We start from the raw sequence: 14077 nt of genomic DNA, 5'->3' as shown, positions 1-14077 counted from the left end.
GGCCCCCGGGAGCGGGGTCTGGGGCGGAGCCCCAGGGGACGGGAAAGGGTAGGGGCGGCGGGGGCGAGAACCCATCCCGCCCCGCCCGGGCATCATGTCTCCATGCGTGCTGCCCGGCTCATCAAGATGGTGCTGCTGCTCCAGTCCCGTCCCTCCATGACCGCCGCCGAACTCGCCCGCGAGCTGGAGGTGTCCGAGCGGACGGTCACCCGGGACGCGCAGGCGCTGTCGGAGGCCGGCGTCCCGGTGTACGCGGACCGGGGCCGGACCGGCGGGTACCGGCTCATCGGCGGCTACCGCACCCGTCTCACCGGCCTCGCCCGGAGCGAGGCCGAGGCACTGTTCCTGTCCGGGGTGCCGGGGGCGCTGCGGGAGATGGGGCTGGAGGACGCCGCCTCGGCGGCCCGGCTCAAGGTGTCGGCCGCCCTGCTCCCCTCCCTGCGGGACGCCTCCCACACGGCGGCGCAGCGCTTCCACCTGGACGCGCCCGCATGGTTCGCCGAGCCGAAGACTCCCGAGCTGCTGCCCGCGGTCGCGGAAGCGGTGTGGGACGACCGCCGGATCACCGCCCGCTACCGGCGTCAGGAGGCCGATGTGGAGCGGGAGCTGGAGCCGTACGGCCTCGTGCTCAAGGCGGGCGTCTGGTATGTGTGCGCCCGGGTCCCCGACCCCGGCTCCTTCCGCGTCTACCGCATCGACCGGTTCACGGCGGTGGAGTCCGGGGACGAGCGCTTCGTCCGTGACGAGGGCTTCGACCTGCCGGGTTTCTGGGAGGAGCGGGCGGCGCAGTTCGCCCGCTCGATCCTGCGGGCGACGGTGGTGATCCGGCTGTCGGAGGCGGGAGTGCGGCAGTTGAAGTACGCCGTCGATCCGGTCTCCGGCCAGGAGGCGCTGGCCGATGCCGGGCCGCCCGACGACGAGGGCCGGGTGACGCTCACGCTGCCGGTCGAGTCGCACGACGTGGCGTACACCCAGCTCCTCGCCCTGGGACCCGAGGTGGAGGTCCTGGAGCCGTCCGCGCTGCGGGAGCGCTTCGCTCAGGCGGCGGCCCGGACGGCGGGGTACTACACGCGGGTCACCGATAGCCCGTGACGTCAGCGGACCCGCTCGACTGATCGACCTCCGTGAGGTAGCGCCAGGCGTCGGGGGCCGAGCCGTCGACGTCCGTGAAGCCGTACTCCTGGGCGAGTCCACCGCTGGAGAGCGACCGCCCGTTCCAGCGCGCCACGTCAGGGTCGGCGGCGAGAGCGGCCAGGGCCCGGCCGATGTAGGTGGGCGACTCGGAGATGGCGAAGTGCGGGGCCTGCTCGCAGGCGTCCTGCCAGTTCTCCTCGGTGACATGGAAGGCGCTGTCGAGCATGGCCTCGGAGCGCAGCCAGCCGGGTGTGAGGCAGACGGCCGTGCAGCCGTACTCCTTCAGCTCCTCCCCGAGGTCGTGTGTCATACGGATCGGGGTCGTCTTGGCGAGGTCGTAGAAGAACGGTTTGCGGTACTGGCGGTTGAACTCCTCGGTGCCGTCGGTGACTTCGACGAGCAGGCCGCCGGGGTTTCGGACCAGCAGCGGCAGCGCGCAGTGGCTGGTGACGATGTGCGACTCGATGCCGAGACGCAGGACCCGCAGCCCCTTGGCCAGATCCATCTCCCACATGTTCGGCTGCTCGCTCGAGCCCATGTCGAGGTGGACGTCGCCGCCCCAGAGGTCGTTGACGAGGATGTCGAGGCGGCCCTGTTCCCGGTCGATGCGCTCGACGAGTGCCCGCACCTGGTCCGGTTCCAGGTGGTCCGTCGGCACGGCGATTCCCCGGCCTTTGGTTCCGGCCGCCGCGTCGACCAGTTCGGCGGTCTCCTCGATGGTCTCGGTGGACCGGCCGACCTCGCTCACGTGGTAGCGGGTCGTCCGTCCCGTGGCGTACACCGTGGCTCCGGCGCGTCCCAGCTCCACCGCCATGGCCCGCCCCGCGCCACGCGTGGCGCCCGCGACCAGGGCAATCTTTCCTTCGAGTGGCTCTGTGTTCTCCATACGCCGAGCATCTCGCCGAAAGAGGACATCTGCTGTCGGGCTTTCCTTCGGCATGTGCGCGCATAACGATCTGCACGTCCCCGGGTGCGCGGGCCGGGTGGAGGCCCGATGCTGGTGCCGTGATGGACGAGACGGAGTTCTGGGAGCTGGTGGACACCGCCCGCGAGGCCGCCGAGGGCGACCCCGAGGAGCAGGCCGACGTGCTGGTCGACCGGCTCCTCCAGCTCGACCCGGAGTCGGTCCTGGACTTCGCCCGTCACTTCGAGGCCCGCTACAACCGCGCCTACACCTGGGATCTGTGGGGCGCGGCGTGGATCCTGCTGGACGGGGCCAGCGACGACGCCTTCGACTTCTTCCGCTGCTGGCTGATCGGGCAGGGGCGGGAGGTGTACGAGGGTGCCGTGCACGAGCCCGACCTGCTCGCCGAGCTCCTGCCCGACTTCGACATGGAGGTCGACGGGGAGGGCGAGGAGCTGGGCTATGCGGCGGACGAGGCGTACGAGCAGCTCACCGGCACGGTCGCCCCTGACCTCGGTATCCCGGCCGCGCCCCCGGAGCCGCTGGGCGCGCCGCTCGACTTCGAGAGCCAGAAGGTGCTGGCGGAACGCTTTCCGCGGCTGTGGGACCGGTTCGCCGACTGAGCCGACTGAGCCGACTGGGCGGTCCCGGCCCGGTCCTCACCAGGCGGGCGCGTGCGGGACGGTCGCGGAACCGGGGTCCGGAGTATGCGAGCCGGTCCGCGGCGCGCCGTGCAGCGGGGGTGCCGCGTTGGCCCGGTCGAGCGCGGACGCGGTGACGGCGGACGGTCCCACCACGACGGCGGTCACCACGCAGGCCACGGTCCACGGGCTCCGCGCGGCCCGCACCCACAGGGACGTCCCGCGGGACTGCTGCTTCTTGCGGCTGTTCATGATCCCCACCTCCGGTCAGTGCGTGCTTCGACGCTAGGAGGCGTGCCTCGGGGTGCTCCGTGAGCGGCCTGTGGTGTGCCTGTGAACCGGCGTGCCCGTCGTGAGCTACGGGCTCCTGGCTACGGGGCTACGGCCTGCCCTGAAGACGGGCGGCTCGTTCCCGGATCGCGGGGAGGCGGGCCGTCAGGGCCGCGCCCGGGCAGGCGGTGTGGAAGCCGTCGGCGTGGCCCGAGACGGCGAGGAAGGTCGCGGTGGTGCCCGCCGCGTACTTGCTCATGCTGTTCGTGGAGACCATCCGCACCGGTGCGCGCGGGTCGATGTCCGACAGGCCGAGTTTCCAGGCGGCGACGGCGGCGATGGCGTCGGTCATGGCCTGCGGGACCGGTACTCCGGCGGTGAAGGTTCCGAGCGCCGCGATCCCCGTCGATCCCACGTTGAAGCCCTGCGTGTGCGCCCCGACGACGGGCCGCTCGCTCCCGCCCGCGCGGCCCTCGTAGACCTGGCCGCAGCGGTCGACGACGAAGTTGTAGCCGATGTCGTCCCACCGCCGGGCGCCGGCCTGCCCGACGTACAGCGAACGGATGATGCGGGGCGTGTCGGCGCAGTCGTAGTCGTTCGGCGAGTTGGTGTGGTGCACGAACACGGCGTGGACATGGTCGGCGTACCGGGCGGGCGGGCGCTGGTACCCGCCGTCGCCCAGCCATCTGTCCCTGGGCACGATGGCGGGCCGCGCGGCCCGGTGCTCCGGGACGTCCCGGGTGGCGACGGCACGCGGGACGCCCGACGGCGTGCCGGCGCCCCCGACGACGGCCCAGAGGACCAGCCCGGCGACGGCCGCGAGGCCGGGGAGGCAGATCAGCGTGATACGCACCGCTCGCGGCACCCGCGGCAGGCGCAGCGCGGCCGGCGCCCGCCGCACGCTCCGCACGCATTCCGCGCGGACCTTGCGCAGCGCGTCCTGGGCGCGTTGGGGCAGCGGTGCACGGAAGACACGCATGAGATCCACTCTCCGGGACACCCGTGCCGTCCGCGATGTGTGCTGTGCCACCCGGTGGAACCAACGTCCCGGTCCGCGACGTTTTTACAGTTCCACGCGTACGTGGCCGGATTCCGGATCCCTCGCACGTGTGGCCGGATACCGGGCTCCCCGTGTACGTGCCTTGATCACTGGGCCCGCACCGCGCGTACTAGGGGGCCCAAGAGAAAGGGTGCTCAGTGGACCTGCTCGACATCCTGCTGTTGCTGGTGATCCTCGTCTACGCGGCGTCCGGCTACCGGCGCGGGCTCGTGGCGGGCTGTGTGTCGCTGGCCGGCTTCGTGGGCGGTGCCGTCATCGGCGTATGGCTGCTGCCCTGGGTCATGGACCTGGTGACGGCGGGGACCACGGAGGCGACGATCACGGCGGTGTTCACGGTGCTGCTGCCGGCCGTGGTCGGACACGAGCTGGCGGGGCGTCTGGCCTTGCGTCTGCGGCGCGAGTTGGACCAGGGCTCCCTGCGCGTGGTCGACGGAGTGGGCGGTGCCGCGGCCAACACCGTCGCCGTGCTGCTGGTGTCGTGGGTCGCCGCGAGCGTCCTCGCCGCGTCCGCCTCACCCGTCGTCAGCCAGGCCATCCGCAGCTCGTCACTGCTGGGCGCGGTGCAGTCCGTCATGCCGGAGACCACCCCGGCGTGGTTCACCCGCGCCACCTCGGCGCTCACGGAGGCGGGTTTCCCGCAGGTCTTCAACCCGTTCGAGAACGAGCCGACGACGGCCGTCGCCAAGCCCTCCGGGGACAACGTCACCGCGGCGGCCTCGCGGGCCGCGCAGCGTTCCACGGTGAAGGTCGAGGGCGTCGCGGGCACCCAGGGCCGCGAGGGCAGCGGCTTCGTGTACGCGTCCGAGCATGTGATGACCAACGCCCACGTGGTGGCGGGCATCGACGAACCGACCGTACGCGTGGGCGGCACGGGCCGGGCGTACCCGGCGAAGGTCGTCCTCTTCAACGCCGACAAGGATGTGGCCGTCCTGGACGTACCGGGTCTGAAGGCCCCCGTACTGCCCTTCGACGACAGCGCGGGCCGCGGTGACGCCGCCGTGGTCGCGGGCTACCCGCAGGACGGCGGCCTGGACCTCCAGGCGGCCACCGTCGCGAACAAGATCAACGCCACGGGCCAGAACATCTACGGCTCCGACACCGTCACGCGCGAGATCTACTCCATCCGCTCCACGGTCCTCCCCGGCAACTCCGGCGGTCCCCTGCTGACCACCGGCGGCAAGGTGTACGGCGTCGTCTTCGCCCGCTCCACGAGCGACGACGAGACGGGCTATGTCCTGACCGTGGGCGAGGTCGCGGACGACGCGCGGCGGGCGGCGAACGCCTCGGCTCCCGTGGACACGGGCGACTTGGTCACGTCCTGAACGTCGGCACGTCCGGGATCTCGGTACGTCCGGGACCTCGGCTCGTCCCGAACGTCGGCGCGCCCTGATCGGGGCTCAGAGGCCGCGCCCCATCAGCACATCGTCGACGTACTCTCCGTCCAGGTAGAACTCCCCCGGCTGGACTCCCTCGATGACGAAGCCCTCCGACTCGTACAGCTTGCGGGCCGGGGTGTTGTGGCCGAGGACGCGCAGTGAGATACGCAGTGCGCCCTGGCGGCGGGCCTCCGCTATGACGGCGCGGATCAGCGCCCGGCCCACGCCGTTGCCCCGCGCCTCGTGGGCGACGGCGAGGCCCTGGATCTGCCGTACGTGCGCGTTGGAGACGAGCGGGGTGGGGAAACCGAGGCGCACATAGCCGACGATGCGTCCGTCCAGTTCCGCGACGAGGTGGTCGCGGGGGCCGAAGCGATCGCCGAAGAACGGCTCGTACGGCGGCTGGTCCCGGGGTCTGACCGCGTGCTGGTACGACCAGGTCGCGCGATCGAGACGGCCCAACTCGTCCTCGTCGTCGGGCAGGGCGGTGCGTATGTGCAGCACGGGCATGGAATTCACTGTACGGCGGACGCACGGGACGCCGTCCGGTGTTTCGGTCACCCTCGGCGCGGTGAGCGTGGGGACGTTGGCGCAGGATAGGGCCATGGAAGCTTCCCGAATCGCCGTGGCCGGGGCGTCCGGCCTCATCGGAGCGGCACTGGTCCGCTCACTGACCGCGGACGGGCACGAGGTGACACGGCTGGTGCGCCGTACGCCCCGGGCGAAGGACGAGATCGAGTGGGACCCCGAGCGGCAGTACGTCGACGCGGCCGGGCTCATCGGGTGCGACGCCGTGGTGAACCTCGCGGGGGCCGGGATCGGCGACCACCGCTGGACGGACGCGTACAAGCGGAAGATCCGTGACAGCCGGGTGCTGGGCACGTCCGCGCTGGCGGAGGCCGTCGCCTCTCTCGACCGGCCGCCAAGGGTCTTTGTGAGCGGCAGCGCGATCGGCATCTACGGCGACACCGGCGAGCGGGCGGTGGACGAGAGCACGCCGCCCGGCGACGGGTTCCTGCCCTCGATGGCCGTCGAGTGGGAGGAGGCGGCGGCGCCCGCGGAGGAGGCCGGGATCAGGACCGTCTTCGCGCGCACCGGGCTGGTGGTGTCCGCGAAGGGCGGGGCCTGGGGGCGGCTGTTCCCGCTCTTCAAGGCGGGGCTCGGGGGACGGCTGGGCGACGGGCGGCAGTACTGGAGCTTCATCGCTCTGCACGACGAGGTGGCCGCGCTGCGGCATCTGCTCGACACGGAGGCGCTGTCAGGTCCCTTCAACCTGACGGCCCCGCGCCCGCTCACCAACCGGGAGATCACGGCGGCCATGGGCCGGGTGCTGCACCGGCCCACGCTCTTCGCGGTGCCCGCTCCCGCACTGCGGCTCGCACTCGGCGAACTGGCCGGGGATGTACTGGTGAGCCAACGGGTGCTACCCACACGACTTTTGGAGTCGGGCTTCACCTTCGCGTTCCCAGGTATCGAGGAGGCGATCCGGGCGGCCGGGGGCTGAATGACGGCGGACAGCGGGGCTGACGGCTACCGGGACTGACAGCGCTGGGGCTGACGGCGCTGGGGGTGCGCCCCCGGACCCGGTCGTACTTCAACTGCGGGCCGGACGTGGCTCGTCGCGCAGTTGCCCGCGACCCTCAAGGGGCGCGGTGTGCTCGTCACGCCCCGGCGCGGTCAGGGGGTCCAGCGGGCGTATGCGACCAGCGTGCGCCCGTGCCCTGTTCATGCGCGAGTGCCGCTGTCGCGGTGCGGCCCTACCCTCGATCAGAACTCGGGTATTCCGGATGCCCGTTGGGGGCATGCAGTCTCCAGCAGCCGCGCGACCTCGAGGAGGGGCAGGTGCTTGAGCCCGCGTATCAGGCGGACGTCGTCATCGTGGGGGCCGGGGTCGCGGGACTCTCGGCTGCTCACCGGCTGACCAGCGCAGGAGTGACGACCGTAGTTCTGGAGGGCGCCCCTTGTGTGGGGGGCCGTATGGCGACGGAGAAGGTCGACGGCTTCCGACTCGACCGCATCGGTCAGCTCTTGTCCACCTCGTATCCGGAGCTGCGCCTGACTCCGGGTCTCGACGCCCTCGCCCTGCGCCCGTTCGCCCCGGGCGTTCTCGTCCACGCCGACGGGCGCACACACCGGGCGGGCGAACTCGCGAGCGCCGGGGGCGCACGGGGCGCACTCGGCGCGGCACGCGCCTTTGTGACGGCCCCTCGGAGGCCACGTGGTGCCCGGCGGACAGGCCAGTCGCCCGGCGGCGGCGCCGTGTGGCCGGCGCAGTCCGCCTTCCCTCCGCTCGCCACCCCACCCCTGTCACGGGCCTTCCCGCCGCTCGGCGGCGCCGTCGACCAGGCACGGCTCGCGGCCGTCCTCGGCCGGATCGCGGCCGCGCCGGTGGATCGGCTGCTGGCGCGGCCGGAGCAGCCGGCCGGGCGTGCGGTGGCGGCGCGCGGGGTGCCCGCTCGTACGGTCGAGGGTTTTCTGCGGCCGCTGCTGGCCGCGCTGCTCTGCGACCCGGATCTGACGACGTCCAGCCGGTGTGCGGACCTCGCCCTACGCGCCTTCGCCTCCGGGCGGTTGTGCCTGCCTGAGGGCGGCGCCGACACCTTGCCGGAGCTGCTCGCGGGCGCCCTCCCGCCCGGGACGGTCCACACCGGTGTGCATGTCACCTCCGTGTCCACGACATCCGTGAGCACGGCGGAACACGGTGAAATCCGTTGTGGCGCCGTCCTGTTGGCGACGGGAGCGCGCGAGGCCGCGGAGCTGCTGCCCGGCCTGCGGGTGCCGTCGTTCCACCCGGTGACGGTGGTGCACCACACAGCCGACGAGACGCCGTCGACCGGGGCGGCGCTGCTCCTCGACGCGGACCGGCGCGGCCCCGTGGCCCACACCGCCGTCATCAGCCAGGTCGACCCGTCCCGCGCCCCCGCGGGCCGCGCCCTGATCTCGTCCACGATCCTCGGCGCACCGCCCCCGGACGCCGACCGGGTCGTCCGCGCCCACCTGGCCGACCTCTACGGCACGTCCACGCTCCGCTGGGAGCTTTTGGCGGTCCACCACACCCCGGAAGCCGTTCCCGCGATGCCGCCCCCGCACGACCTGCGCCGTCCCGTCCGCCTCCTCGCGGGCCTGTACATCTGCGGCGACCACCGCGACACCAGCACGGTCCAAGGTGCCCTGCACTCCGGTCACCGTGCGGCGGCAGCGCTGCTGGCGGACCTCGGCATCACCCCGGCACACGCCGCCGCCCGGTTACCCAGGGCCGCGTAACGCGCGCCACGCGCCCTCTCCGTTGCCGGGAAGGGGCGGGCGAGGACCGAGGTGGAGGCCCCGTCGCGGGGCGGGACCTCCACCTCAGTGCCCCTGCGCCCTGCGCTCCCGCGCCCGCCCCTCTTCCACGACGCCCGCCGCTACCCCAGAGCCGCCACCTTGTCCCGGTATCCCCGCACCGGCGCCGCGTCCCGGTACGGCTCCAGCCGCCGCTCGAAGTCGCGCACGTACTCCGCGGCGCGCACCGACCGCATCTCGGCGGCCTGGGCCGCCGCCTCCGCGCCCAACTGGCAGGCCTGGTCGAGTTCGCCGAGGCCGAGGCGCGCCGTGGCGAGGACGACACGGCAGAAGAGGCGGCTGCGGGCGTAGCCGGGGGCGCGGAGCTGGAGGGAGCGTTCGGCGTGCTGGGCGGCGGCGCGGTACTGCTGGAGGTCGCGGTGACAGTGCCCGAACTCGTCCGCGAGCTGCGCCTCGTCGAAGAAGCGCGCCCAGTACGGGACGTCGTCCGTGGGCCGGGCCGCCTCCAGCGCCCGCTCGGCGCGGACGAGGGAGGACGTGCAGGCCCGTACCTCACCGAGCACCCCGTGGCCCCGCGCCTCGGCGGCGTGCAGCAGTGCCTGTACGACGGGCGGCGCGGACGAACCCACGCCCTGCTGGGCGACCCGGGCCAGCTGCACCGCCTCCCGGCCGTGGCCCAGGTACACGGCCTGCCGGCTCATCGTCACGAGGACGTAGGACCCGTAAGCCCGGTCCCCCGCCGCCTGCGACAGCCGGAGCGCCTGGACGAAGTACCGCTGGGCCAGGCCGTGCGCGGCGATGTCGTACGACGTCCAGCCGGCGAGACGGGTGAGATCGGCCGCGGCGGCGAACAGCCGGCGCCCGGTCTGCTCTCCGTACGTTCCGCGCAGCATGGGCTCCGCCTCGTGCTCCAGGTAACGCACGAGGGCCTGCCGGGCGTGGCCGCCGCCGTACGCGTGGTCGAGGGCCCTGAACAGCTCCCCGACCGACCGCAGCGCCGCGATGTCGCCCGCGGAAACCCGCTGCCCGGGCTGACGCTCGGTCTGTGTGCGCTGCCGGGGCACGGCGGGGCGGCCCTGCGCCTGCGCGGGGACCCGGCCGATCGTCGCCTCGCCGCGGCCCACCCGGTCGTCGGCCCGCCCGATCAGCCAGTCCCGACTCGGCACGACCAGCCCGGCGGGGGTGAACGCGATCTTGCGCAGTTCCGCGTGACTCCCGGAGTCCTTGCGCCACAGCCCGCTGACGATGTCGACGGCCTCCTCGGGGGTGGCCGCGAACTCGAGCCCCGCGTACACGGGGGCGCACGCGTCGAGGCCCAGGTCCTGCGCGGTGAGCCTGCGCCCCAGCCGGCGTGTGAACACCTCGGCGATCAGCGCGGGGGTCGTCCCGCGCGGCTGCTGACCGCGCAGCCAGCGGGTCACCGACGTCTTGTCGTATCTCAGATCAAGCCCATGTTCGAGACCGAGCTGGTCGACGCGACGGGCTAGTCCCGCGTTGGAGAACCCCGCTTCTGCGATCAGTGCGGCGAGCTGACGGTTGGGGGTGCGCTGCGCGGGTCGTTCCGTCATCTGCGGTGCGAACTCCTGCCTTCCAGGCCTGGGGAAGTTGGCCTAATGGCCTTGTCAACGGCGCGAATGTAGCGCTCCGTGAGCAGCCCATCACACGTTTCTCCGCGCATTCATCCGATCGTGTGAGGATTGACCCCAGTGCTGACGGTCGTCGACCGGACGTACAGTGGCGCGGGGCGCGCATGCGCCTTACCAGGCTTCTGGCCTAACGAGGCTTCTGAGGCTTCTAGGGACTTCCAGGGAGGCGCTTGCCGTGAGTGAGTTGCGGTTCGTCCGGATGGGTTTCGGTGCGGACGCCGTCGAGTACCAGGAGGCCTGGGACGAGCAGCGTCGCGTGCACGCCGCCCGCTTCCAGGACGAGGTCCCCGACACGTGTCTGCTCCTGGAGCACCCGCCGGTCTACACGGCGGGCCGGCGCACCGCGCCCGAGGAGCGGCCCCTCGACGGCACGCCGGTCGTGGACGTGGACCGCGGCGGCAAGATCACCTGGCACGGTCCGGGTCAGCTGGTGGGCTACCCGATCCAGAAACTGCCGCGTCCCGTGGACGTGGTCGCGCATGTACGCCGCCTCGAAGAGGCCCTGATCCGTACGTGCGCGGAGTTCGGCCTGGAGACCAGCCGCGTCGAGGGCCGCAGCGGCGTCTGGGTGCTCGGCGACCCGGTGGCGCGGCGGCCCGCGCTCGGCGGCCTCTCCCTGGACTTCGACCCGCGCCTCCAGGACGAGGAGTTCGACGCGCGGCTCAACGGCCCGGAGTACGCCCCCTCCAACGCCGGCCAGCGCCGTGAGGACCGCAAGATCGCCGCGATCGGCATCCGCGTCGCCAAGGGCGTCACGATGCACGGCTTCGCCCTGAACGTGAACCCGGACAACGTCTGGTTCGACAAGATCATCCCTTGCGGCATCCGCGACGCGGGCGTCACGTCCCTGACGAACGAGCTGTCACGCGAGGTCACGATCGCGGATGTCCTGCCGGTCGCCGAGAAGCACTTGCGGGAAGTACTGGAGAACGCGGACCTGAGGCCGCGCGAGATCGAGCGGGTTGCCTCCGGCGGTTGAGCGGGGCCCGGGCGCGTCCGGTTCGCTGTAGGGCGGGGCGTGAGCCTCCGGCGGTTGACCGGAGCCCGGGCGCGTCCGGTTCGTTGCAGGGCGGGGCCGCGACGGGGGTATCCGTCCTCGGTCTGGCGCGGAATCGGTCAGCTGGTAGAGGCCCCCGAGCCGACGCGCCATCCGCTGCGGGCGGACACCCCCGCCCCGTCCCCTTCGGTACGTGGGCGGCTGCGGGCCGGTCGGGGTACGCGTGCACCATCAGCCCGTCCGGCGCTTGAGGACGAGGCCGTTCAGGCCGATGCGCACCCACCCACCCGAACCTTCCCTCCCGCCCCAGGCACCCCCAGGCCTATCGGGGGTCTGGGGGCGGAGCCCCCAGGGATGGGACGGGTAGGGGCGGCGGGGGCGGAAGAAGCCGCGGGAATGTCACCCCCGGTCCGAAGGTTGCCCACACGCGGGGCCGAAAAGTGCACGGGCGTACCCTGGTGGACGCCGACGAATCAAAGTTGTAGGGAGCCGGTCGTGTCCGCAGTCTCACCCGACGGACGCAAGATGCTGCGCCTGGAGGTCCGCAACAGCCAGACCCCCATCGAGCGCAAGCCCGAGTGGATCAAGACCCGGGCGAAAATGGGCCCCGAGTACACCAAGATGCAGAACCTCGTGAAGAGCGAGGGCCTGCACACGGTCTGCCAGGAGGCCGGCTGTCCCAACATCTACGAGTGCTGGGAGGACCGCGAGGCCACGTTCCTCATCGGCGGCGACCAGTGCACCCGCCGCTGCGACTTCTGCCAGATCGATACCGGCAAGCCCGCGGCACTCGACCGCGACGAGCCCCGCCGCGTCGGCGAGTCCGTCGTCACGATGGACCTGAACTACGCCACGATCACCGGCGTCGCCCGCGACGACCTGGAGGACGGTGGCGCCTGGCTGTACGCGGAGACGGTCCGCCAGATCCACGCCCAGACCTCGAACCGCGAGTCCGGCCGTACCAAGGTCGAGCTGCTCGCCCCCGACTTCAACGCCGAGCCGGACCAGCTCGCCGAGGTCTTCTCCTCCCGCCCGGAGGTCTTCGCGCACAACGTCGAGACGGTCCCCCGGATCTTCAAGCGCATCCGCCCCGGCTTCCGCTACGAGCGCTCGCTGAAGGTCATCACCGAAGCCCGCGACTTCGGGCTGGTCACCAAGTCGAATCTGATCCTCGGTATGGGCGAGACCCGCGAGGAGGTCAGCGAGACGCTCCGGCAACTGCACGACGCGGGATGCGAGCTGGTGACCATCACCCAGTACCTGCGCCCGTCCGCGCGCCACCACCCCGTGGAGCGCTGGGTCAAGCCGCACGAGTTCGTGGAGCTGAAGGACGAGGCCGACCAGATCGGCTTCTCGGGTGTGATGTCCGGGCCGCTGGTGCGCTCCTCGTACCGCGCCGGACGGCTCTACCAGATGGCCGTGGAGAAGCGTGGCGCGTACGTCGCCTCGCAGGCCGTCTGACCCGGCGTACGCCATGAGCAGTGGCACGGGGTGCCATTCAGGCGTGTGAATCTGCGCACAAGAAGCTACCCCCGAGTAGTGGCCGATACGACGCGGTCCTGACCGTCCCCGCAGATAGGGGGCACGATCAGGGCCGCGTCGGCGTTTTGGGGCTGCATAACAAGGCTTCACTGGCGTTTGACCAGCCGGTCACGTCCTGGTAACACCAATCAGTGACGCTGGACTCACGCCACGTACACCCGCACTCCTACGCCACCATCCCGAGGGGGACCCCCATCATGCAGGCCGCGCCCGTACGCGCCACAGCGATTCCGTCGTTCACCGATGCACTCCGTGCCGTCGAAACGCTCCTCATGAGTGGCGGCCAGCGCACCGCCCGCCGTAACGCCTGGACCTCCGTCCTGGAGGACCGCCGCCGCGCCAAGGACCGGGTCGAGGCGCAGCTCATCCTGGAGCAGTCGCTCGCCACCCGCCCGTGACGACGAAAGTCCGACCGGCACCGCCGTCGTCGGCACTTCCCACGCCACGTAGACTTCACCGCATGGCGAGGAAGGAAACCGCAGCGGACGCTGCGAACCCCGGGCGACTCAAGCAGATCGCCCTGACCTACAAGATGACCCGCAAGGCCGATTCCAAGATCGGTCTTGTACTCGCGGCTGTCGGAATCGTCACCCTCGGTGTCTTCCTCGCGATCGGTTTCTTGATCGGTCACCCGGTCTATCTCGGCATTCTCGGCCTCCTGCTCGCCTTCCTCGCGATGGCGATCGTCTTCGGACGCCGGGCCGAGCGTGCCGCCTTCGGGCAGATGGAGGGCCAGCCGGGCGCGGCGGCCGCGGTACTCGACAACATGAAGCGTGGCTGGACGACGACCCCGGCGGTGGCGATGAACCGCAGCCAGGACGTGGTGCACCGGGCCGTCGGCAAGCCGGGCATCGTACTGATCGCCGAGGGCAACCCGAACCGGGTGAAGGGCCTGCTGGCCGCCGAGAAGAAGAAGATGGCCCGCATCGTCGCGGACGTGCCCGTGCACGACATCCTCGTCGGGAAGGGCGAGGGCCAGGTGGAGCTCAAGAAGCTCCGTACGACGATGTTGAAGCTGCCCCGCGTCCTGACCGGTCCTCAGGTCACCGCGACCAACGACCGACTGCGTGCCCTGGGCGACCTGATGAGCAACATGCCGCTGCCGAAGGGCCCGATGCCCAAGGGGATGCGGATGCCCCGCGGCGGCCCGAAGGCGCGATAGCGCTGCCGCTCACTCGGCTCAGCCGACCACATGCAATGGGCGCCCCGGAACCTCACGGTTCCG

At 71.9% G+C, this 14077-nt stretch carries 14 protein-coding genes; 9 read left to right on the top strand and 5 right to left on the bottom strand.

Going from position 1 to position 14077, the window contains the following annotated elements:
* Nucleotides 1-102: 102 nt before the first annotated feature.
* The gene (locus FGD71_RS36985) at nucleotides 103-1092 is read left to right on the top strand and encodes a helix-turn-helix transcriptional regulator (RefSeq protein WP_119104923.1); all 990 of its coding nucleotides are present in this window, start codon (nucleotides 103-105) and stop codon (nucleotides 1090-1092) included.
* On the opposite strand, the gene FGD71_RS36980 is transcribed toward FGD71_RS36985, so the two are convergent.
* On the bottom strand, nucleotides 1076-2020 hold the full coding sequence (locus tag FGD71_RS36980) for an SDR family oxidoreductase (RefSeq protein ID WP_119104922.1): 945 nt from the start codon (nucleotides 2018-2020) through the stop codon (nucleotides 1076-1078). The two genes, FGD71_RS36985 and FGD71_RS36980, sit on opposite strands and share 17 nt — an antisense overlap.
* Nucleotides 2021-2142: 122 nt before the next feature.
* On the opposite strand from FGD71_RS36980, the gene FGD71_RS36975 reads away from it, so the two are divergent.
* Nucleotides 2143-2661: a DUF4240 domain-containing protein gene (locus FGD71_RS36975; protein ID WP_119104921.1), complete on the top strand. Its 519-nt coding sequence runs from the start codon at nucleotides 2143-2145 to the stop codon at nucleotides 2659-2661.
* A gap of 36 nt (nucleotides 2662-2697) precedes the next feature.
* On the opposite strand, the gene FGD71_RS36970 is transcribed toward FGD71_RS36975, so the two are convergent.
* Both FGD71_RS36970 and FGD71_RS36965 read right to left on the bottom strand, forming a co-directional pair.
* Nucleotides 2698-2931 (bottom strand): hypothetical protein, encoded by a 234-nt coding sequence (locus FGD71_RS36970; protein ID WP_119104920.1) that lies wholly within the window; start codon nucleotides 2929-2931, stop codon nucleotides 2698-2700.
* Nucleotides 2932-3058: 127 nt separating this feature from the next.
* A complete protein-coding gene (locus FGD71_RS36965) occupies nucleotides 3059-3928 on the bottom strand; it encodes a peptidoglycan recognition protein family protein (RefSeq protein WP_119104919.1) in 870 nt (289 codons plus the stop codon).
* A 218-nt stretch (nucleotides 3929-4146) separates the two neighbouring features.
* Between FGD71_RS36965 and FGD71_RS36960 the strand changes: the two genes are divergently transcribed.
* Nucleotides 4147-5331: a MarP family serine protease gene (locus FGD71_RS36960; protein ID WP_119104918.1), complete on the top strand. Its 1185-nt coding sequence runs from the start codon at nucleotides 4147-4149 to the stop codon at nucleotides 5329-5331.
* A gap of 75 nt (nucleotides 5332-5406) precedes the next feature.
* Here the strand turns inward: FGD71_RS36960 and FGD71_RS36955 are convergent, their stop codons facing one another.
* Nucleotides 5407-5895 carry a GNAT family N-acetyltransferase gene (locus FGD71_RS36955; RefSeq protein ID WP_119104917.1) on the bottom strand — a complete coding sequence of 163 codons (489 nt, stop codon included), beginning with the start codon at nucleotides 5893-5895 and terminating at the stop codon, nucleotides 5407-5409.
* Between the two features lie 94 nt (nucleotides 5896-5989).
* Here FGD71_RS36955 and FGD71_RS36950 point away from each other — a divergent pair, with 94 nt between their 5' ends.
* Complete coding sequence (locus FGD71_RS36950; RefSeq protein WP_119104916.1) at nucleotides 5990-6889, top strand: TIGR01777 family oxidoreductase; 900 nt, start codon at nucleotides 5990-5992, stop codon at nucleotides 6887-6889.
* A 338-nt stretch (nucleotides 6890-7227) separates the two neighbouring features.
* A complete protein-coding gene (locus FGD71_RS36945) occupies nucleotides 7228-8649 on the top strand; it encodes an NAD(P)/FAD-dependent oxidoreductase (protein WP_119104915.1) in 1422 nt (473 codons plus the stop codon).
* A 140-nt stretch (nucleotides 8650-8789) separates the two neighbouring features.
* On the opposite strand, the gene FGD71_RS36940 is transcribed toward FGD71_RS36945, so the two are convergent.
* A complete protein-coding gene (locus tag FGD71_RS36940; RefSeq protein ID WP_119104914.1) occupies nucleotides 8790-10235 on the bottom strand; it encodes an NsdA family TPR-like regulatory protein in 1446 nt (481 codons plus the stop codon).
* 253 nt (nucleotides 10236-10488) lie between these two features.
* Here FGD71_RS36940 and lipB point away from each other — a divergent pair, with 253 nt between their 5' ends.
* From lipB to FGD71_RS36920, 4 genes are all read left to right on the top strand, one after another.
* Nucleotides 10489-11292: a lipoyl(octanoyl) transferase LipB gene (lipB, locus tag FGD71_RS36935; RefSeq protein ID WP_119104913.1), complete on the top strand. Its 804-nt coding sequence runs from the start codon at nucleotides 10489-10491 to the stop codon at nucleotides 11290-11292.
* A gap of 513 nt (nucleotides 11293-11805) precedes the next feature.
* Nucleotides 11806-12771, top strand: a complete 966-nt coding sequence (gene lipA / locus FGD71_RS36930; RefSeq protein WP_119104912.1) for a lipoyl synthase — start codon at nucleotides 11806-11808, stop codon at nucleotides 12769-12771.
* Nucleotides 12772-13049: 278 nt separating this feature from the next.
* On the top strand, nucleotides 13050-13250 hold the full coding sequence (locus tag FGD71_RS36925; RefSeq protein ID WP_119104924.1) for an SCO2195 family GlnR-regulated protein: 201 nt from the start codon (nucleotides 13050-13052) through the stop codon (nucleotides 13248-13250).
* 62 nt (nucleotides 13251-13312) lie between these two features.
* Nucleotides 13313-14014: a DUF4191 domain-containing protein gene (locus FGD71_RS36920; RefSeq protein WP_119104911.1), complete on the top strand. Its 702-nt coding sequence runs from the start codon at nucleotides 13313-13315 to the stop codon at nucleotides 14012-14014.
* Nucleotides 14015-14077 lie beyond the last annotated feature (63 nt).

Source organism: Streptomyces sporangiiformans (assembly GCF_005768555.2).
GTDB lineage: Bacteria > Actinomycetota > Actinomycetes > Streptomycetales > Streptomycetaceae > Streptomyces > Streptomyces sporangiiformans.
Note: the sequence above shows the minus strand (reverse complement) of the source record. Positions and strands in the feature narration are given on the sequence as shown.